Below are 20,361 nucleotides of genomic sequence, written 5' to 3'. Positions count from 1 at the left end.
ATCATTACATATTTTTATCTTTTATTAGCATTTAAATTTCATAATCTACTATTCAAATACAAACAACAATAAAGTCAAAATCCTTCAAGTATAAATTTTAAATAAAATAAACTTTAAATTATTAATTAAATTTTTAAAACTATTTTTTAAATTACCTAATTTTTTGAAAATAATTAAAATATAATAAAAATAGAGGATAAATATTATGACAATGTATTAGTTACAGGTGGAACTGGATTTTTGGCTGGATGGACAATCCGTAAACTTCTTGAAAAAAACTATGTAGTGCAAACTACTGTAAGATCACTGGAAAAAAGCGAAAAAGTAATTACAATGCTAAACAATGAAGGGGGTGGATACTGCAAACCTATCATTTAAAGTGGCTGATTTGACTAAACCTGATGGCTGGAGTAATGCTATGGAAAATATGGACTATGTGATACATACAGCTTCTCCACTAGGAGGAGATAATCATGAAAATCCGGAATTAATTCCAATTGCAAAAAAAAGGTGTGGAAAATGTGTTGAATGCTGCTATTGATAACGGCATAAAAAAGATTGTCATGACATCTAGTGAGGCTGCCTGCTATCCATATAAATCAGATTCTAATCCTAAAATCAATGAGGACTATTGGACGGATCTTAACAATAAAGACATTACTAATTATCAACGTTCCAAGATTATTGCAGAGAAGACTGCATGGGACATATCGAGAAACAATCAAACACCAAATTAGTAACCATATTACCTGGAGCAATTTTTGGACCATATATGGATAAAAAACGTAGTAGTACTGATCAGGTTTTTTAAATGCTCATGAAGGAAACACCAAGTCCAAATGTAATATATCCTGTTGCAGATGTACGGGATCTTGCAGAACTTCATATTCTTGCAATGGAAAATGATGCTGCAGATGGACAATGATTTATTGCAGAATCAGAAGAGATGACCATGGCTCAAATGGCTAAGCTTTTAAAACAACAATACCCTGATTACAAAGTTAGTACCATGGTTATTCCAAATTTCATAATAAGCCTTATGGCTAGATTCCAGGCACCGATGAAGGTATTGAACACCATGACAGGTCTGAAATATCATAGGGACAATACAAAAGCAAAAAAAGTTTTAGGATGGAATCCGCGTTCTGCAGAGGAAACAGTTATAGATACTGTAAATTATATGATAGAAAGTAATATCATACAATCACAGTAAATTTGTATGCTTTTAATTAGCATTAAAGTTTTTTAAATTTATTATACAAAGATTATTACAAAAAATAAAAAAATAGGTATATTTTATTGTAAGTATGGGAAATTAATGGTAATTTCTGCATTGTCATTGGAATAATTTAATTTCCCTTCTATCTGTTTTACTAGTTGTTCAAATAGGACACTTCTCATATTTGACTTTGAAATAATATCCCGAATGCCAAATCCATAATCCGAATATTTTAAAGTGCATTCTTCTTGATTTTTTTCAAGACTGAAGCTTATTTTCCTATTTGAATCTTCTTTAAAAGTTGAATTAATGGATAGATTAATTAATTCATTAATAAGAGCTATTATATGGAAGAGCTGTTTCTGCTTTATATAAAATTCCTCTTTAGCATTAATGGAAAAGTCTATACTGGAATAATATTCGTTAAGAATTCCAATATAATCTTTTAAAAACCCTTCCGTTGGAATTAAATTCTTTTCATGCCTTGCTTCAAATTTCTTGTTTTGAATAGCTGCTATAGATGCGATAAAAACACATGACGTATTAATAATCTCGTCCTTATCCACACCAAATCTATTTTGAAGCTTAGTATATGCCAATATAAATTGAAGATTATTATTTAAATCATGATTAAATTTCTTTAATATTGCTCTTTTCTCATCAGAACCTAAACTATCTGTCATAATAACACTTACTATCTATATATTCCATTCAATTTGTTGATGATTTAATATTCTGTTAAATGTAGAAACATACCAGTTATATTGCCTATTCTGCATATTTGCAATCATGTCCTCTACACGGTCATCCACTTCTTTTGTATAACTTTTATTATTGTAGTCATGAGTTGTAAAGTAATGGACCTCTATACAATAATTCTTATCCTGTTTATTAAAAAGATATACCACCCCTATATGATCATACTGTGTTTTAGTATCTCTTGAGGGATTTGTGTAATATTCCCTTGTGACATTTCTACCAGCCAATCTAATAACCTCGGTTTTTAATGGTACATACCCTCCTTTCTCAAGAGATCTTAATCTAGCCCTAGATTTTGACCCCATATGATTTTCAGGCCAATCATCCCAACAATCCAATATAATATAATTGTTGGTCATTGCATTTCCATTCTTTCCTGTAAGATTCATTTCATCTGTTGTATTCCAATGATCCGGCACCACATAAGATGAATTATCAAATTGAATGGTTTTATCGGTATGGAAACTTAGGAAATCATTAACAGCACCAATATTGACTACAATCGTAAGTAACACTATTAATAAAATAGCATATCCTATTTTCTGTTTAAAATTCATATAATCATCCTTAAATTAGTTATTAGGTAATTCACCTACCGGCATCTCCTCATCATTCTTTTCAGCTTCTTTATCTTCCTCGTCACCACTATGTACAGTCTTAGCCCATGTTCTCTCCTTTCTAACCAACATTTGATATACTGTAATAAAGAATAATGGAATCAAGTGGAAACAGTAAAGCCAATATCCGAAAACACCATAAATAAGTTTAAAAATATTTACTTTATCACGGGCCAGTGTGATTATTGCTCCTGGGAAGAAACCGAATGCGGATATGATTCCAATAATTAAAGGTGCATCCATTCTAATTAATGTGACCTGATGGAATACAAACCATGCAATAAGGTTGGCAAAGAATACTACAAAACCAAAGAACACCAACATGTTTAATCCATAGAATGCAACATGTTCCAATACACCAAACATTCTAAATACAGGCATTGGTGAATTAATAATCTTTGTTCCATAAATAAACAATGTTTCAAAGTTACCAATAGCCCAACGAGCCCTTTGACGGAATAGCTGTCTCCAAGTTTGTACAGCCTCCTGATAAACCCATGTTTCTCCACAATATCTTATAGCGAAACCTTCAATCATTAATTTAACACTAAGGTTTAAATCCTCTGTAACTGCAAAACCGTCCCAGCCTCCACCTTCATAGATAGCCTCCTTCTTTACAAGTTGTCCATTACCACCTAAAAATCCTGCCTTACCGAGAATATCTTTTGCACGGACGGTGTTACCAAAACCTGCTAACTCAACATGTTGCATAAGAGTAAGCCAGTTTTCATCTTTATTATACATCTTAATACGTGATTGAACACCTTGAACCTCAGGATCATTTAAGTAAGGTACAATGATATTTAGAAAATCAGGTTCTACCCTTGCATCTGCATCAAATACTGCAATAATATCTCCTTTTGAAATTTCCAATGCATCATTTAATACAAAACCCTTACCTTTGCCAGAACGTGGTGGAACACGGGTTACAATTCTTAAATGAGGGAATTTTTCTTTTAAACCTTCCAATATTTCACCAGTCCTATCCTCGGAACCGTCATTACAGACAATAAGTTCAAAATTAATTTTTCCATTGTGATAATAATCTACTGAAGCTAAACTGGTTACAGTCTCTTCAATGGTATACTCCTCATTGTGTGCTGGAACAATCATTGTTACAAATGGTGGAACTTCCCATTCTTCAACAGGATCCTGTTTTTTAAGACTGACAATAGCTAAAAATACCATAATCGCAGATGGAATAAATAAAACCCATTGCAACCATGTTACATTACGATTAAAAAGACTTACAACAATCAATGCAATACATGTGATTAAAAGAATAGAAACATCTGTCTTCTCAATAATAAGTTCCTTGTTTTTCTCAGCGACTTTGTCCTCGGTTTTAATAATTGTATTAACATCTGCCTCATGTTTTTTAAGTACCATTTCAATGGTTAACTTTAAATCCTTGGATGAAAACGGTTTAGTCAAATAACCATAGGGTATGGCTTTCAATGCATCAAATGCAGTTAAATCATCAATTGTTTCAGTTAGAAATATGATAGGTATTCCAAGTTCACCAATTTCATTAGCTGCTTCAATACCAGTCATTTCACCTTTTAGCTGAATGTCTATTAAAACCCCACTTGGAAAAATCTCTTTTGACTTTTTAACAGCTTCAACTCCATTATCTACAATTATTGGAAATTCATAACCCAAATCTTCCAAATATTGTTTTAAATTTAATGCCGTATCTGAATCATCTTCAGCAACTAAGATCTTCTTTTTTGAATTTTTATTTTCTTTAAAATGTTTTATAGCTTCAGCGGATAATTTATACTCATTTTTTGCCTTTTTTTGAAGGTCGCTATAATCCAAGTAATTCTGATAATTTTCTTCCTCTTGTGATGATTCAATTAAATCGTTTTCAGACCCTTCAATTAATGGAACATCACTATTTTTATTTTCATCCTTACTAATTCCCCTTGCTTCATTTACCTTCTCGGATTCTACGGATTGACGGTTAATAGCCAAAGCAACATTTTTAGAAAGTGTATTTATGTTATATGGTTTGGATATAAATGCTGATGCCGGTGACTGGTTAAGTGCATCATTAAATGTCATATCATCAGAGTTTGCCGTTAAATAGATTACAGCTAAATCAAGTGCCAGAATTTTTTCGGCTGCCTGTATACCATTTATATCTCCCTTAAGGTTAATATCCATTATTGTCAAACTGGGACGATATTGGACTGCCTTGTCAATAGCGTCTTGTCCATTATCTACAATATCTATAACCTCATAACCCAAATCTTCAAGATCCAACTTCAGGTTTAAAGCAGTAATCGCCTCATCCTCTACAATCAGAATAGATTTTGATTTAATTTCGCCTTTTCCTTCATTCATTTTATGCCCCTTTTGTCCATTAAAACTAAAATAACTATTATTAAATTGTTTAAAATTAAAAACCTTTATTTTAAAAGTTAATTTTTAAAAAATAGGTTAGTTTTATTTAAAAAAAAGAAGTTAAAACAGATTGTAATTAAATAAAAAAATACAAGATAACCCCTTAAATTCCTAAAATACACTAATATCTTTAATTTTTTATATATTTATACTTTTATAAATAATCCCAATAAAAATGAAAAATACCTTAAACTTTATAAATATTTCCATAGTTTTTTAAACATTGTATAATAATAATTTATTATTTTAAAATAAAATAGATTTTTAAAAATAATAAAATATACAAATTAATTTAACATGATTAATTTCTATCAAAGATTTTATACATATTATAAAATAATTTTATTTTTTTAATATATTGAGTAATATATGTACTGATTTTTACTTGAATATTATTATCTTACTAAAAAAAGTACAATAATTTTAAATTAATGACAATGTTTAACAATAATAAGAATTAAGCAAAGATATAAAAATTTTTATAAAAAAAGACATGATTTAATACTTAACCCTCTATTTTAATCGTTTTTATCCGTAAAAATTGAGCTTATCAAAAAAATAGCAACTGATTAAAAACATTTATTGTATTGAATTATCTAAAACAACAGTTAATTGTTTTTAAAGTCTTATAATATTAATTATACCTAAAAAAGAAGATTAGTTTAAATTAATTTCTAAATATTTATTTTATAGTGTTTTTATTAAGGGATTTTTCCCTTAATATTTAAATTCGTATGATTCTTCAACTTCCATCATATTTCTGAATTCTGCAGTTGCATCATCAAGATAGAATACACCCATTTGCCAGCCGTTTGTTCTGTACATTTCAGCTATATCCGGCATAAGTTCAAATGCTTTTTCAACAACCGCCTCATTATCATCTAAAATTGCAGTTCCATAGTACCTTAAAAAGCATTCTCCGTCCCATGAAGCTATTTCCACATTTGGATTTGCTTCTAATTGTTTATATACTCCTTTGAAAGTTCCAACTCCAAAATAGATCTTATCCCCATATAATAAATGAAAACCTAATGGTCTTACTTTTGGTTTATCTCCATCAACTGTTGCAAGGTAAAATACTCCTGCTTTAGATAACATCTCGTCTACTTTTTCAATACTCATTTTTTTCACCTAATCATACTGTGTTTTAATTGTATTTAATCTATTTGATTTTCTTATGTAAGGATCTTTTAAATTACTTACCTTATCAAATAATCATTACTAAACAATAAGTTAAACTATATTGAATGTTACTACCTTATTCTTACCGATTCTTTAAATTCCCTTTAACCATATTTAAATCCTTTATATTTGGTTTAAATAAAAAAATATTTATGTCTAAACTTACTTATATTAAATCGGTTTAAGGGTTGTGACATTATGTATATATTCAATAATATTATCAAATTTTAAAAAGGTTTTTTGAGAATATACTGAATATTTTTTTTGTAGTTCACCTCTTTAATGAACTTTTGTTTTATATGGATTTTTATAATTCAAAAAAAAAGGAAGTTAAAGAGAATATAGATTTTTTATTAGATTTAAAGTATTGATTTAGTTTAAGATTTTATAGGAAATATCTATTAAGATTTAATCCAAAACTAGTTGATTTATTCATAACATAATGATTAAAGAAATTATTTATTGTTTTATAATTTTAATCTCATTAAAAAAAATTTAAATGAATAAATTGACTGTTTTTATTTAAATTTATTGAATATAATATAATCTAATTGTTAAATTAAGTAATATCTGTTTTAAATTATCTAATAATACTAAACTTAGTTATCTGCCCTTATCCCTAATGAATTTAGAGGAATATAAATGGAAAGTAATAATGAAGATAAATTAAAATATTTGCCTTTAGTTTTAGGTATTTTAGGTGTATTTCTTGGTCTTGTTGAAGGTTTAAATTGCCCTGTTCTTTTTGGATGGGAAAATATTATAACAGAAATGGTTATTTCTGTTGTTGGTGGTTTAGCTGCTGTAATTTTATATTGGAAAACCGATGAAACATTGGTTTCAGGTATTCAATTTATGGTAACTGGAATACTTATGTTTGCGTTAATACAGAATATGGCAACATATGGATTGATTTTATTCGTTCTTACAGGTTTAATCACCATATTTTTAGGTGGAAATTTCTCAGTATCAGATAAAAGATTGATTGGGATCCCTGCCGGAACCTTTATTTTATTAATTATTATACTTCTTATTGCGGGATTTGCAAGTTCAATGTATGAGGATAACCTTTCTAATGAGATTTCCATATCAAACTTAAATGCCCAGTGTGAAGATTCATTTGGATATTATAACAGTAATGTTACCTATGATCTTAATGTAAATACTAGTATGGATTATATTCAGGCTGATGTAATATACTACGATCAGGATGGTAAAATTATAAGCACGGATACACCATGGAGTCAATATAATATCAATCCAGGAGTATATAAAATAAAAAGTACTTACTTTGATACTTTCAAACCAGTGAAAGCTGAAATATCACTTAAAAATGATTATGATAGTAACGAAAGTTTCTATACTCAGAATGTAACTTTCACACAGACACAAGCCAGTATTTAAATAAGGTTTTAAAATTAGATTTTTCAATAAATCAAATGAATAATTAATCTATTTTATTTTTTATATTTTTTTTAGATGAATGTTTGAAAATAGTTTACATTGAAATAATGTAATAGTTAAAAAAGCAGCAGAATAATAACATTACGTGATTATTTTGAAAGTGTTATGTGGAGCATATGAGTTAATACAAAAAGATCTCATTTCAATATAAATCTTTAAATAAAAAATAATAAATCTTATCAATTTCAAGCTTTTTTTAGATATTTATAAAAATTAAAACTTTTTTTAACTATAAAACATGAAAATTCCTTAGAATTTCTAATTTAAAACATATCCATTTAAATATAAGTATAATCAAAGTTATATGTTAGGTTTTATTTTATTAATTTAAATTTAAGGTTTATTTAAATGGAAAGAAATGAAGAATACAATCCAAATCTATTAATTCTCATAATGACCATTGGAACATTTGGAATACTCAGTACTGAACTTGGTGTAATAGGTATACTGCCCCAGATAGCCCAGTATTTTAATATTGGTATAAACTATGCAGGCCTGTTTGTAAGTTCATTTTCAATAACAATAGCAATATCCAGCCTATTTATACCATTAATCTTCAGTAAGTATGATATAAAAAAAGTATTCTCATTGGTATTATCCATATTCGTCATATGTTCATTTGTATCTGCATTATATAAGAATTTCTACATTGCAATATTATGCAGAATAATACCTGCCTTATTTTATCCCGCATATATCAGTCTATCACTAACTGTAGCTGCAGAAATTGTACCTGAAGAAAAAGCCACTGAAAGTGTAAGTAGAGTCATGATGGGAGTAAGTGCAGGATCCATTATTGGAGTACCGATTACAACATTTATGGCAACGGTTTTGGGTTTTAAATCAGCGATGTTATGGTTTGCTGTTGTAAATTTAATAGCGCTTATAGCGACATTAATATTCTTTCCAAACCTTCCAGGAAATCCCACTTCATATGGAACACAGATCTCCAATGCAAAAACAAGGCTGTTCCTGGTTTCATGTTTAGGAGTATTTGTACTACTTACCGGAATATGTACTAGCTATAGTTATATGTCCCAATTTTTACAAACAATAACCCATATTATAGATTTAAACCTAAGTATAACATTATTCCTATTTGGAATAGCTTCATTATTTGGAAATTGGGCTGCTGGAAAATTACTAGTCAGTAAACCTAATCAAACAGTGATAACTTACCCATTCATAACTGCCATTTTATTCATACTATTATTTTATTACTGTAATAAGGTTATACCAACGGTACTGCTCATGATAGTTTGGGGTTTTCTTGATGGACTCGTCAATAACATTATACAATATTGGATTGTATCTGCTGCACCAGATGCACCTGAGTTTGCAAATGGAATATTTATAAGTGTTTTAAATATTGCCATAACCATCGGTACAAGTATTGGTGGTTTTATTATCGTAAGTTATGGGACAGTATATATCTTTATAGGATCTTTAGTAATTTCATTACTCTCATTAATTTTCCTTGCATTAAGGGTAAGAATAAATCCGGATTATACCAAATAGATCAAATAAAATAAGTATAATAAATAAAAAAAACTAATTTTTTTAATTTTTAAACCGTTTTCATTGATTATTTAAGAATTTAAAATGTCTATTAATAGAATCATCACAGTGCCTTTTGTAAAATCCAACAAGAGGACCTACAAATAACGCTGCAAATATAGTGCCCTCCCTTACACCAACAAGACCGTTAATGTAATACAAAGAGATAATTGCTGCAATAACAATCAATGAAATATCTACAAAGGGTTTAATCTTTGAATATACACTGTTTTTAATATATGCAATGGACAATACAAAACCGTCAATAGGTAAGTAAACTATTGCTGATTTTAACTGTAGATAAATTCCAAATGCAAGAATTACTGCACCTACAACACAAAAAACCCACTGCACAATATAATTGAAAGGGTTTAAACCCCTAATTAAGTACAAAGACATATCAATAAAATATCCATAAATAATAGCTACAAAAAACTGCAAATATTGTATTTTAGGAAATTTGCTTCTTAAGATAATTAATTCAAGTAAAATAAGTATTATATTAAAGATCATCGAATAGATACCAATACTAAAAAGAGGAAATAGAATACTTAAAACATTAGGAATTGCAACAAGTGGTGAAGTTCCAAGTTCTGCCTTTACAGAAAAAGCAACTCCCAATGAAGAGATAAACAAGGAAAATACATAGAAAATATACAATCTATAATCGTTTAATCTTTTATTCATGGGATATATTATGTTTTTTAAATTATTTAAAAATATTCTAGAAGAATTATCGAATATAAAAAGGATTTTATAATTTAACTATTATTTAACAGAAATAGAAAAGACATGAATGGAAAGTCCATCTTCAAACATCATTTAACCTGTAGAAATTTAAATTTAAAATCCTCGTTTTTAATAAAAAAAGGATTATATTCTAAACAGATATTTAATATAATGTTTAAACATCCTTATTAAATTAAAATATGATTAATCCTCATTTAATAAAAAAATGAAAATATTTTAAACAATACAATATGAAATGTCCAGATGACCTCATTAAATTAAAAACATACTCTAAACCTAATCCCAAACAAGATTATTCAAATGACAATTTAAAATTAAAAATACAATAAAATCTTTTAATTTATTATAAATTTTATAATATAATTTTGAAAATTTTATAAAAAATAATATTAAATATAATAAATTAATTATTATATATTAATAAATTCATTTTTACTAAATTAAGGGATATCATGGATGAAGATTATGACTATTTAACTGAAAAATATAGAAATCTTGAACTTGAAGATAAAGTCGATAAATTAAAGAAAGAAAACAAAACAGTAAATAAAAGGAACTTTCAGTTAAATAAAGAAAACTTAAACCTAAAAGAAGAAAATAACGAACTATTTAAAAAGAACCAACATTTCAAATCCACAAAAGCATACAAAGTATGGATAAAATATGCCACAATAAAAGACAAAATATTCCCAAATAAAGACAATAAATCCCATTCTAATAAAAAAATTGAAAAATCTAATTTAGATTTTAGCAATAAACCAATTAAAAATTTAAAGGATATCAAAGTGGCAATTATTGCAGATCAATTCACCTACGACTCATACAAATATGAATTCAAAGCCATTCTAATCAATCCAGACGACTGGCAGGAAAAATTTAGAATCTATAAACCAGACTTATTTTTCTGCGAATCCGCCTGGGATGGAATTGCATCAGAGAACAATGAGAAACCATGGAGAAATAAGATATTTAAGAGATATGATTATAAAGATGAAAATCGTAAGGAACTACTTAAAATCCTGGAATATTGTAAAAACAATAATATACCTACCATATTCTGGAATAAAGAGGATCCAGTTCATTACAGAACCGAAATTTGGTCCTATGCAGATACTGCCTCAGAGTTTGATTATATTTTCACATCCTCTGAGGAATGTATTAAACGTTATAAAAAGGATTATAATCATCCAAACGTTTATTGCTTAATGTTTGCCGGACAACCTAAATTATTTAATCCGCTGAATTTAAGCAATGAAACCATTGAATACCCCGTATTTGCAGGTGCATATTACGGTGAAAATCATCCCCAAAGAACGGAAAAAATGAATATGATTTTTGATAAGGTCATTGAAGAGTGGGGTGATCTTATAATATTTGATCGTAATTATTATAAACAACGATTCGATTATCCTGAAAAATATCAGAAATATGTCCGTCCTGCCATAAAATATGAGGAAACCGCTCTATTATATAAGAAAATGAAATGGGGTCTAAATCTTAATATAGTAACTAAATCAAATACCATGTTTGCAAGAAGGGTATTCGAGTTATCTTTAACCAATACCCTAATTTTAACCAATTATTCCAAAGCTGTTGAAAGAATATTCAGAGACAACGTGTTTTTCTTTGATAAAATGGACAAACTACCTGATTTCAACGGTTCCTATATGGAAAAAAGAATGAACAACCTATACAATGTCTTAGAAAATCACACTTATACCAACAGATTTAAACAGATATTAGATACAATCGGATATCCTTATAGTGAGGATGTAAATGACATTACAATAATCTTTAAATCAGATTCAACAGACAACATAGAGAAGATTATTGACTCATATGACAAAATAGACTATCCGGATAAAAAATTAAACATCATTATCCTTGATAAATCAGCGAACATTAATAATATCAAATCAGAATATCCGGAAATAGATGACATCCAAATAGAAGACAATGACCTTTATGATTATATCCACAATCTCAATAGTGAATTCATAATTATCTTAAAAGACATTACTGACAATGATTTTATAAGTAAAGGAATTTTACACTATAAATATTTAAATAAGAAAATATCAATAGCCAAAGGCCCCGATAAATTCACATTAGGTCAGGAAGATGACATAACCAACAAAATAATAAATAAAGAGGTATACACCAACCTATCCAAAGACATGCCACTTGATGTATACTATATATAATGCATAAAGATGGATTTTATTTATAAATTAAATATCTAAAATTTTAAAAATTATATAAAATCTAACTTATGTATGTTTATAAAAAATAGGATTGAATGAGTGAGTTTTATTTATAAATCAAATATTAAAATTTAAGGATTAGATAAAAATTTAATCCATATATAAAGTACTTTGGGCTGTATTTTAAGGATTTTTAAAATTTTAACTAATCCTCTTTTAAAAATGAGAAAAAATAAATTTTTATAAAAAATATGAATCTATTTTATTGATATAATTACCATTTCTTCTGTTCAGATGATGCCTTATGTTGGTTACGTCTTGTCTCAACCATTTCATCAAACCATCTAACCATTTCAGGATCCTGATGGTTGAAGAATAAACTATCATTGGTATTCAATTTTTTAATTTCCTCCATATCCTCATCACTTAACTTGAAGTCAAATACATCAAAGTTTTCTTTAATTCTTTCAAGATGTGTTGATTTACATAATACAACTACTTTTCTTTGAATTAACCACCTTAAGATTACTTGAGCAGCAGATTTACCATATTTTTTACCTATATTTACAAGTGTCTCGTTGGTAAACATGCCCTGCATGCCCTCACCAAAAGGAACCCATGCAGCCATTTGAACATTTAAATCCTTCATATTCTCTTGAGCCCCATATTGCGCATTTAACGGATTGGTTTCTACCTGATTAACTGCAGGTACTATCTCGCGACCAAATAAACACATGTCAGTTATTCTATCAGGATAGAAATTTGATACACCAATAGCCCTAATTTTACCTTCCTTATATAAGTCTTCTAAAGCCCTATATGCACCATAATAATCTGCAAATGGCTGGTGAAGTAAAACCAAGTCAATATAATCCAAGCCTAATTTTTCAAGTGATTCATATACAGATTCCTTACATTTTTCATATCCATAATTATCAATCCAAATTTTTGTAGTGATAAATAACTCTTCACGGAGAACATCAGTTTCCTTAATTGCCTCACCAACTTGTTCCTCGTTGAAATAACTTTGAGCAGTATCGATAGACCTATAACCAACACTTATTGCATCAAGAACTGCTTGTTTTGTCTCTTCCTGAGGAATTTGATATACGCCAAAACCTAAAATTGGCATTTCTACACCATTGTTTAAAGTTACATATTCCATATCTACACCTTCAATAGTTTTTTAACTTGATGTTAAATAGTATGAATGTTTTCTTATATAAATGTTTCTTTATGAAACTGTTTATTTATGATATAATTCATATTTTATAGAGAAATATTTATAAAAAAATAATTAATTTAATTCTAAAATAATAAAAAAATTAGAATATTAAAAAACCACAAACTTAAATTTAAGGGTTATTAAAACATGAAAGATTAGATTAATAAAAGATAGACTTTTAAAGTAAAGTCAATCTAAAAAAACCTAAAATCAAAATCAAAAAAATAAGAAAAATATTAGAAACCAAATTTAATATGTAAATTAAAAGTTTTCAGTTTCCATAACAAGCTTAAAGAGAAGGTTTTTTAGAACACTAATCTCAACATCAGATAAACCAGAAGAAACCTTATCCTCCCAGGTATCTAAAAGGGCTATTAATTCATCTGTTTTTTTAACACCTTCTGGTGTAAGATTAACAATCTTTTTTCTACGATTACTAGAATCCTCTTCCCTTATAATCCAACCTTTATCTTCAAATCTTCTAAGTAGTTTAGCAGTATAACCTTTACTAACCTTAAATAATTTAGTTAATTCCATCTGAGTAGTATTATCCGAAAATCTTAATCTTATAAGAAATGGAGCTTCAGTTAAAGGAATTTCATTGTCCTTTAATAAATCACCCATATATTCACGATAACTATATACCAACTCTTCCACATAATGATATATTCTAATGGATTCAAAATTCTCTTCTTTAAATTGTTTTGGAAGTGCCATATTATCCCTTTAATAAAATAAGTAAAAAACGTTAAAACTTAATTAATAGTTATTGTATGAAATGATATATAAAGTTTCTTAAAATAACTGTTTTAATAAAAAACAATGAAATGTTTTAAATAATAAATAAAGGTTATAATAAAAAATAATACCGTATCTTAAACAATAAAAGATTATATTCAATAATTTAAAAAAGGAATAAATATCAAAATACAAATCCTTCCCAAATCAAATAATTTTAATCAATGAACATTAAAGCCTATATTTTTTTATAATACACCAATTAAAACCATTAAAAAAAAAAAAAAAATATTATTTTTTACCATATAATATTCCAGACCCATTTAAAAAATATAAACTAGCCTCTCTTTTCTTCATAAACTTATCAGTAGTATTTATTAATTCCACCTTTTCATAGCCTTTACTTTTTAATTTATCAACAAATCTATCCATATCCCCATATTTTCCCCTACTATAAATATCATGTAAGGCAAAGGTTCCCCCTTTTTTTAAAGTTCTTAAAGACTCCAACAATATTTTTTGACGATCTCCTGAGGGAATATTATGTATACAATAATTACTAACAATTGCATCAAATGACCCGTCTTTAAAAGGTAGTTTAACAGCATTGCCTTCAATAAATTCAGTTCTAGCACTTACACCCTCTATTTTAGCATTATTTTCACATAATTTTTTATTGAACGATGCATATTCCTTGCCCCAACGGTCCAATCCTATTACATATGATTTTGGATTTTCTTTTGCTACAGCTATTGTTAATGCACCAGACCCACAACCAATATCCAATACTTTACCATCTTCCACCACCCTTGAGAATTTTGCAGTTTTTTCAATTATATCCTTGAAAGATTTCTTCCTCCATTATAATCAAAGGCTCTATATAACATATACATGTATACACATATTAAAGCCATTATAATTGTAAGAACAAGAAATATAACAAATAATATTCCATTCCATCCTTGATTAATTACCAACATATTCTCTTTGAATATTAAGGATAAAATGAAAAATATAATAGCTCCTACCAAAAATCCTATAATCATTTGAATAGGCATCCAATTCTTATAATCCGGTTCCATATAATCACTTTTTAAAATTATAAAGAAAAACTAAAAAATTAAAAAATATTCAATATTTTAAATAAAAAAATAAAGAATCAATTTATTAAAGCTCAATTTACTTATTTATTTATAAATTAAATAATGTCATATATAAACCTTTCTAAATTTTTAGGCATACCTAAAAAAACAATATTGTAGAACCATTAGAATGATAATACAATCATGAAAAATAAAGAATCTAAAATAATTCCCCGAATTTAAGGTAATTCATATAAAATTTTAAAGACATTAAAATACATATTAATAGTTAAATATTAAAAATCTAAAAATTTATTAATAAGGGGGAAAAGTATGAACTATAGAATATGTCCTCACTGTAAAACATATATGGATTCAAATATTATAAGATGCAGTACCTGTGGAAGAGTATTATCTGATGTAATATACTCTGAGGAAGAATTAGAAAAGGAATATAAAAACTTTGAAAAATATATTAACAAAACATTAAATCCGAAAGGGGTTTTCTCAGATTTTAAAGCTTTACTAAAGGACCAATTTAACATAAAAGGTAATGATGAAAAGGACAACATCGCATTTACACTAACCATGGAACATTTAATCTATCAGAAAGATTTTAATCCATATACCTTAAGAAGAAGATATTTGGAACTTGCAACGGATTTAAATAACCTTAAAAAAATGCCTGTTGAAAAATATCAGGAAATGGTTCATGAAGATGCAAAGGAGATGTTCTTTCATATATTAAATACAAGAGAAATCCAATTTAATCTATACAACCATATTCCAGAACATACGGTACCTGTTTCAGTTGTAAAAAATAAACATGGAACAGGAACAAAGGTAGTTGCCACTGGTTTATTTGGTGTTTTCGGACTTGCAGGAACTAGTGGAGTAAAAGAAGAAACATATAATAAAGTAGTGCCTGCAAGGGACGAACTAACATATAAGGTAAATATTAACGCAAATGAAAACAACATAAGTATTCAAATTATTGACATTAATCAGGATAAGAAATTACCTAAGAACACATATAGTTGGAATCAGATTACTGAAGCAGATGCAGATGATTATCTAAAATCCAAGGAATTCGATGCAATATTATTAAAAGACTTTAATGCAGAAGAAATCACACAGAGCATAGAAAATATTTACTATATCTTCCTAAATGAAGATCACCCATTAAGAAAAGCAATTAATATCCCTACCTTAAAAAGATTACTATTAGAGGATTTTAAAGAATATGTAAATAATCATGCTTATGGAAATTATGTTCATGAGGTAAATGACGAAGCAAAACAATTAGAGGAATTCTATACACTTAAGAAAAAAGGAATAATTACAGAAAGGGAATATCTAAATAAGAAAAATGAAATTCTGAAAACAAGTAGAAATGAGGAGAATAACGGTGCCCATGAGCAAATTAATTTCTGTCCAAATTGTGGAAATAAATTAGATAAAGATGATAAATTCTGCTCTGCATGTGGTACCAAAATCATATAATAAGTACCAAGTTTTGATTTGAAAATTTTTAATTTAAAGCATATCCATTTATAAAAATAAAGTTTTATAAGTTTTTTTATTAAACGAATTAAAATTGTTGATTTACGTAATTAATTTCTATTTAAGATTTAAACCATAATTAAAATAATCATTTACCTAGATTTATTCTAATTTCAAATAAATTCCATGCGGTTTACATATGGTAAGATTTAAATTTTTATTTTAAGAGTTTAACCATATTTAAAAAATGATTTTAATTTAACTTATTTTTTATCTTTTTATTCTTTATTTTAGCATAATAATAATTATTTTATCTATTTATATAATTAATTAAGCTTTTATAGTTAAATGTATTGATTTAGAAGCTTTATTCTTAAAAAAAAGATTTATATATAATTTAAGCTAAAAATTTTATTGTAAAAAAAATATTTTAAAATCTAAGAAAACTATTTTAAAAAAAATAGTTCTTTGTAATGTTTAAAAATTATTGAATGATATTTTAAATTTACAATTAATTCTTAGATTTCTATTAAAAATTTTCCAAGATATGATTTTTAATAATAAAATATTTTTTAATGAATTCATATTTAAAAATTGTAGGGGGACAAAATGTCGAAAAAATTTAGATTAATTGGTTTTTTAACAGTCTTTATTATTGTTTTCATTAGTCTTGGCGCTTTAAGTGCTGCTAATCTTAATGACAACAGTTCAACTGATTTAGGAGCAAATTCATCTAATCAAAGTCAGGTTCTTAGTACAGTTATAGATTCCAATAACTCAGATAATTCGAATGTTGATAACAATCATACTAATTCCAATCTTAATAAAGCAGTTAACAATGATAATTCCATTAACAATTCACTTGATTCAAGTACAAATAGTACTAAAACATTAAATAATCAAGTTAGTGACAATTCAAACAAGGTCAATAATACTAATATTTCTACTAAATCCAGTACCCAAGTATTAAAAATCAGTAGCAAACCTACCAGTTTCAGTATTTCACAGATTACCAGTGCTTCAAAGACTGTTAAGGCATATTACATTGCCAATGGTAAATTACCTAGCACTGTAACCGTCGGGTCAGTAAAACTCGCCTTAGCCCAATTCCTATACTACCAGTCAAAAGCCATTAGCCAACTAAACTCAAACAACAAAGCAAACATCCAAATCATAGGATCTTTAGATGAACCGTCACGTCCAAATTCCGGTGACTCAGTAAACGGTAAATTAAGTAAATCTGCTTATGTTGATTCAGCTACAAGAACCTATAAATTTATATTGAATTACAATCAAGGTCCAAACTATTCAACTACAACCATAGGTAAAGTTTCATATAATAGATTAATTGAAGCTTTTAGTGTTGTTCTCGATTATTATAATAGTAATAATAAATTACCTAGTACTATTAACGTTAAATACAATTCAAAAACCACTATTCCATCAAGTACTCCTAATACAAATACAAGTGCTAAGTCTTTTACTATTAATCAAATAGTTTCAGCTTCAAAAGTTGTAAAGGAATACTATGATAAGAATGGCAAACTACCCAGTACTGTAACCGTCGGATCTGTAAAACTCACCTTAGCCCAATTCCTATACTACCAGTCAAAAGCCATTAGCCAACTAAACTCAAACAACAAAGCAAATATCCAAATTGTCAATAAGAAATTTAATGAACCTTCAAGACCAAATACAGGAGATTCCATTAATAAAAAATTAAGTAAATCTGGATATGTTGACTCTGCAACTAGAACCTATAAGTATATCTTAAACAATAATCAGGGACCTAATTACTCAACTACAACTGTAGGTAGAGTTTCATACAATAAATTAATTGAAACCTTCTGTGAGGTTCTTTCATATTATGAAAATACCAAAGCATTACCTGCTTCAGTATATGTCCATAGTAACAGGGTTGGAAACTACACTTATATGTCAGTTCCATCAACCACCAATTATTTAAATGGTGGTATATTTACTGTAACCTTAAAAGATTCTCAAGGAAATATAGTTAAATCTCAAAAAATTAGCTTAAAAATTAATGGTATTACATATACCAATACTACTAATTCAAAAGGTGTTGCAAACTTTGTAATTCCCAAATTAAATGGCAAATACACTGTAAATTATTATTATACAAATAGTAACAAGAGATTATCCTCAAGTGGTTCAAAGACAATATCCATTATTAACAGTAATGTGACAAAGATTACAGGTACCGATCTTAATACATTAAATAATTCTAATGTTAAGTATAATGTTACTTTAAAAGACACATATGGAAATCCGATAGCAAATCAACAAATAAGCTTTAAAATTAGTGGTATTTCTACTATTTATACTGGAAAAACTAATTCAAAAGGAATTGCTAGTGTAACAATTAATTTACCAGCTGGAAATTATATCATAACATATAGCTTTGCGGGAAATAGCTATTATCCAAAATCAAGTGGAATGTCTAATATCTCAGTAAGTAATATGATAAGAAGTATCCCAATTAATTCACTTATAGACTCTGCAAATTGGGTTAAAGACCAGTATAGTGCAGTGTTAAATGGTACTAAATATACATTTGATAAATATGGTGTTTCTTCCGACGGCAAATATATTATGGCTATTGGTAGACCATCAGCTAATGGTGAATTATCAAAATATGGTTATACCTTTTATAGAAGTGTATTTGAAAGGAAATGTCCAATATGTGGAGGTACACATCTTTACTGGAGTATATTCTGGGCAGGTAACGAATATGATAATTATGGAGTATTCCCTGCAACAGGTAATAAAGAAGGTGGTTCAGCTGAAGGACATATCTTCTGTGCTGACTGTGATGCAGATTTCTCTTGCATAGATGGTTTAAACCATGTTAATAATCCAGTTAATAATCTTAAAAAATTAGTTGCTACTGTAAGAGCAGCTAAATCAGACGCACATAAATTATTAAATGGAAGTATGAAAGATGTAGATATTTCATCTACAGTTGGTAAACTTCCTTCCATGGTAACTATTGAAGGTACTCCATTTTCATTAAACCAATACTTCTATTATGTTTGTAGAGCCATATCCCAATTGGATGATGGAAATACTAAGGATTTATCATTAATTAACATAGTAGATTCACCATCAGATCCAAACCGTGGAGATAGTATTAGTGGTGCTAGTTTATCCAAATCTGGATATGTTGATTCTGCAACCAGGACATACAAATTTATTTTAAATTATGATCAATGTCCTAATTACTCAACTACAACTGTAGGTAGAGTTCCATATAATAATTTAGTTAAATTATTTACAGAAGTTTTAGTCTATTATGATAATAACAAGAAATTACCTAGTAGCATTACTGTAAATACCTAAAATAGTTTAAGATAAATTCTTAAATTATTTTTTTACTTTTTTTAGATTCAACTTTATTGATTTCTACCAAATAATTAAAAATAGACTAATTTTAAAATATACTTTATAAAAAGCTTTGATTTAATCCATATAATATTTAAATATAAATAAAATGAGAATTTTTTATAAAGATCTAAATCAATCAACATATATTCCAAGTAATAAAATGAGAATTTTTTATAAAGATCTAAACCAATCAGATATATAAAGGTCTAAAGACAATAAAAAAATATTTAAAAAAAATTGTTCAAAT

General features: G+C 27.6%; 18 protein-coding genes. 9 read left to right on the top strand and 9 right to left on the bottom strand.

From position 1 onward, the window contains the following. The first annotated feature begins 240 nt into the window (after nucleotides 1-240). The 4 genes from ABM4_RS08970 (at nucleotide 241) to ABM4_RS08725 (ending at nucleotide 1,213) form a co-directional block, all read left to right on the top strand. Nucleotides 241-378, top strand: coding sequence for a hypothetical protein (locus ABM4_RS08970; protein WP_156815323.1), 138 nt, complete (start codon nucleotides 241-243; stop codon nucleotides 376-378). Beyond that, nucleotides 353-541, top strand: a complete 189-nt coding sequence (locus ABM4_RS08735) for a hypothetical protein (protein WP_156815322.1) — start codon at nucleotides 353-355, stop codon at nucleotides 539-541. The genes ABM4_RS08970 and ABM4_RS08735 overlap by 26 nt, the downstream gene beginning before the upstream one ends. Then, complete coding sequence (locus ABM4_RS08730; RefSeq protein ID WP_198008275.1) at nucleotides 522-737, top strand: hypothetical protein; 216 nt, start codon at nucleotides 522-524, stop codon at nucleotides 735-737. The genes ABM4_RS08735 and ABM4_RS08730 overlap by 20 nt, the downstream gene beginning before the upstream one ends. 215 nt (nucleotides 738-952) lie before the next feature. Beyond that, nucleotides 953-1,213, top strand: coding sequence for a hypothetical protein (locus ABM4_RS08725; RefSeq protein ID WP_052312810.1), 261 nt, complete (start codon nucleotides 953-955; stop codon nucleotides 1,211-1,213). Nucleotides 1,214-1,296: 83 nt separating this feature from the next. Here ABM4_RS08725 and ABM4_RS02940 read toward each other — a convergent pair whose 3' ends face one another. From ABM4_RS02940 to ABM4_RS02925, 4 genes are all read right to left on the bottom strand, one after another. After that, nucleotides 1,297-1,902 (bottom strand): signal transduction histidine kinase, encoded by a 606-nt coding sequence (locus tag ABM4_RS02940; RefSeq protein ID WP_016358189.1) that lies wholly within the window; start codon nucleotides 1,900-1,902, stop codon nucleotides 1,297-1,299. A gap of 15 nt (nucleotides 1,903-1,917) precedes the next feature. Further along, nucleotides 1,918-2,535: a hypothetical protein gene (locus tag ABM4_RS02935; protein ID WP_016358188.1), complete on the bottom strand. Its 618-nt coding sequence runs from the start codon at nucleotides 2,533-2,535 to the stop codon at nucleotides 1,918-1,920. 15 nt (nucleotides 2,536-2,550) lie between these two features. Then, nucleotides 2,551-4,944, bottom strand: coding sequence for a response regulator (locus ABM4_RS08895; RefSeq protein WP_016358187.1), 2,394 nt, complete (start codon nucleotides 4,942-4,944; stop codon nucleotides 2,551-2,553). Nucleotides 4,945-5,721: 777 nt separating this feature from the next. Then, the gene (locus ABM4_RS02925; RefSeq protein WP_016358186.1) at nucleotides 5,722-6,126 is read right to left on the bottom strand and encodes a pyridoxamine 5'-phosphate oxidase family protein; all 405 of its coding nucleotides are present in this window, start codon (nucleotides 6,124-6,126) and stop codon (nucleotides 5,722-5,724) included. Between the two features lie 702 nt (nucleotides 6,127-6,828). Between ABM4_RS02925 and ABM4_RS02920 the strand changes: the two genes are divergently transcribed. Together ABM4_RS02920 and ABM4_RS02915 are read left to right on the top strand one after the other, a co-directional pair. After that, on the top strand, nucleotides 6,829-7,590 hold the full coding sequence (locus ABM4_RS02920) for a hypothetical protein (RefSeq protein WP_016358185.1): 762 nt from the start codon (nucleotides 6,829-6,831) through the stop codon (nucleotides 7,588-7,590). A 408-nt stretch (nucleotides 7,591-7,998) separates the two neighbouring features. Next, on the top strand, nucleotides 7,999-9,168 hold the full coding sequence (locus ABM4_RS02915) for an MFS transporter (protein ID WP_016358184.1): 1,170 nt from the start codon (nucleotides 7,999-8,001) through the stop codon (nucleotides 9,166-9,168). A gap of 60 nt (nucleotides 9,169-9,228) precedes the next feature. Here ABM4_RS02915 and ABM4_RS02910 read toward each other — a convergent pair whose 3' ends face one another. Beyond that, nucleotides 9,229-9,894, bottom strand: a complete 666-nt coding sequence (locus ABM4_RS02910; RefSeq protein WP_016358183.1) for a YitT family protein — start codon at nucleotides 9,892-9,894, stop codon at nucleotides 9,229-9,231. A gap of 515 nt (nucleotides 9,895-10,409) precedes the next feature. Between ABM4_RS02910 and ABM4_RS02905 the strand changes: the two genes are divergently transcribed. Further along, a complete protein-coding gene (locus tag ABM4_RS02905; RefSeq protein ID WP_016358182.1) occupies nucleotides 10,410-12,161 on the top strand; it encodes a glycosyltransferase in 1,752 nt (583 codons plus the stop codon). 274 nt (nucleotides 12,162-12,435) lie between these two features. On the opposite strand, the gene ABM4_RS02900 is transcribed toward ABM4_RS02905, so the two are convergent. From ABM4_RS02900 to ABM4_RS09050, 4 genes are all read right to left on the bottom strand, one after another. Continuing rightward, nucleotides 12,436-13,326, bottom strand: a complete 891-nt coding sequence (locus tag ABM4_RS02900; RefSeq protein ID WP_016358181.1) for an aldo/keto reductase — start codon at nucleotides 13,324-13,326, stop codon at nucleotides 12,436-12,438. A gap of 321 nt (nucleotides 13,327-13,647) precedes the next feature. Then, a complete protein-coding gene (locus tag ABM4_RS02895) occupies nucleotides 13,648-14,103 on the bottom strand; it encodes a MarR family winged helix-turn-helix transcriptional regulator (RefSeq protein ID WP_016358180.1) in 456 nt (151 codons plus the stop codon). 312 nt (nucleotides 14,104-14,415) lie between these two features. Continuing rightward, nucleotides 14,416-14,958 carry a class I SAM-dependent methyltransferase gene (locus ABM4_RS09055; protein WP_255349076.1) on the bottom strand — a complete coding sequence of 181 codons (543 nt, stop codon included), beginning with the start codon at nucleotides 14,956-14,958 and terminating at the stop codon, nucleotides 14,416-14,418. After that, on the bottom strand, nucleotides 14,958-15,206 hold the full coding sequence (locus ABM4_RS09050) for a hypothetical protein (protein WP_198008273.1): 249 nt from the start codon (nucleotides 15,204-15,206) through the stop codon (nucleotides 14,958-14,960). Before ABM4_RS09050 ends, ABM4_RS09055 begins: the two co-directional genes overlap by 1 nt. Before the next feature lie 333 nt (nucleotides 15,207-15,539). Here ABM4_RS09050 and ABM4_RS02885 point away from each other — a divergent pair, with 333 nt between their 5' ends. Both ABM4_RS02885 and ABM4_RS08715 read left to right on the top strand, forming a co-directional pair. Beyond that, on the top strand, nucleotides 15,540-16,709 hold the full coding sequence (locus tag ABM4_RS02885; RefSeq protein WP_016358179.1) for a zinc ribbon domain-containing protein: 1,170 nt from the start codon (nucleotides 15,540-15,542) through the stop codon (nucleotides 16,707-16,709). Between the two features lie 609 nt (nucleotides 16,710-17,318). Next, the gene (locus ABM4_RS08715; protein ID WP_016358178.1) at nucleotides 17,319-20,069 is read left to right on the top strand and encodes an Ig-like domain-containing protein; all 2,751 of its coding nucleotides are present in this window, start codon (nucleotides 17,319-17,321) and stop codon (nucleotides 20,067-20,069) included. Nucleotides 20,070-20,361: the final 292 nt, after the last annotated feature.

Source organism: Methanobrevibacter sp. AbM4 (genome assembly GCF_000404165.1).
Taxonomy (GTDB): domain Archaea; phylum Methanobacteriota; class Methanobacteria; order Methanobacteriales; family Methanobacteriaceae; genus Methanarmilla; species Methanarmilla boviskoreani.
The sequence above is the reverse complement of the archived record's forward strand: the minus strand, read 5'-3'. Positions and strand labels throughout refer to the sequence as shown.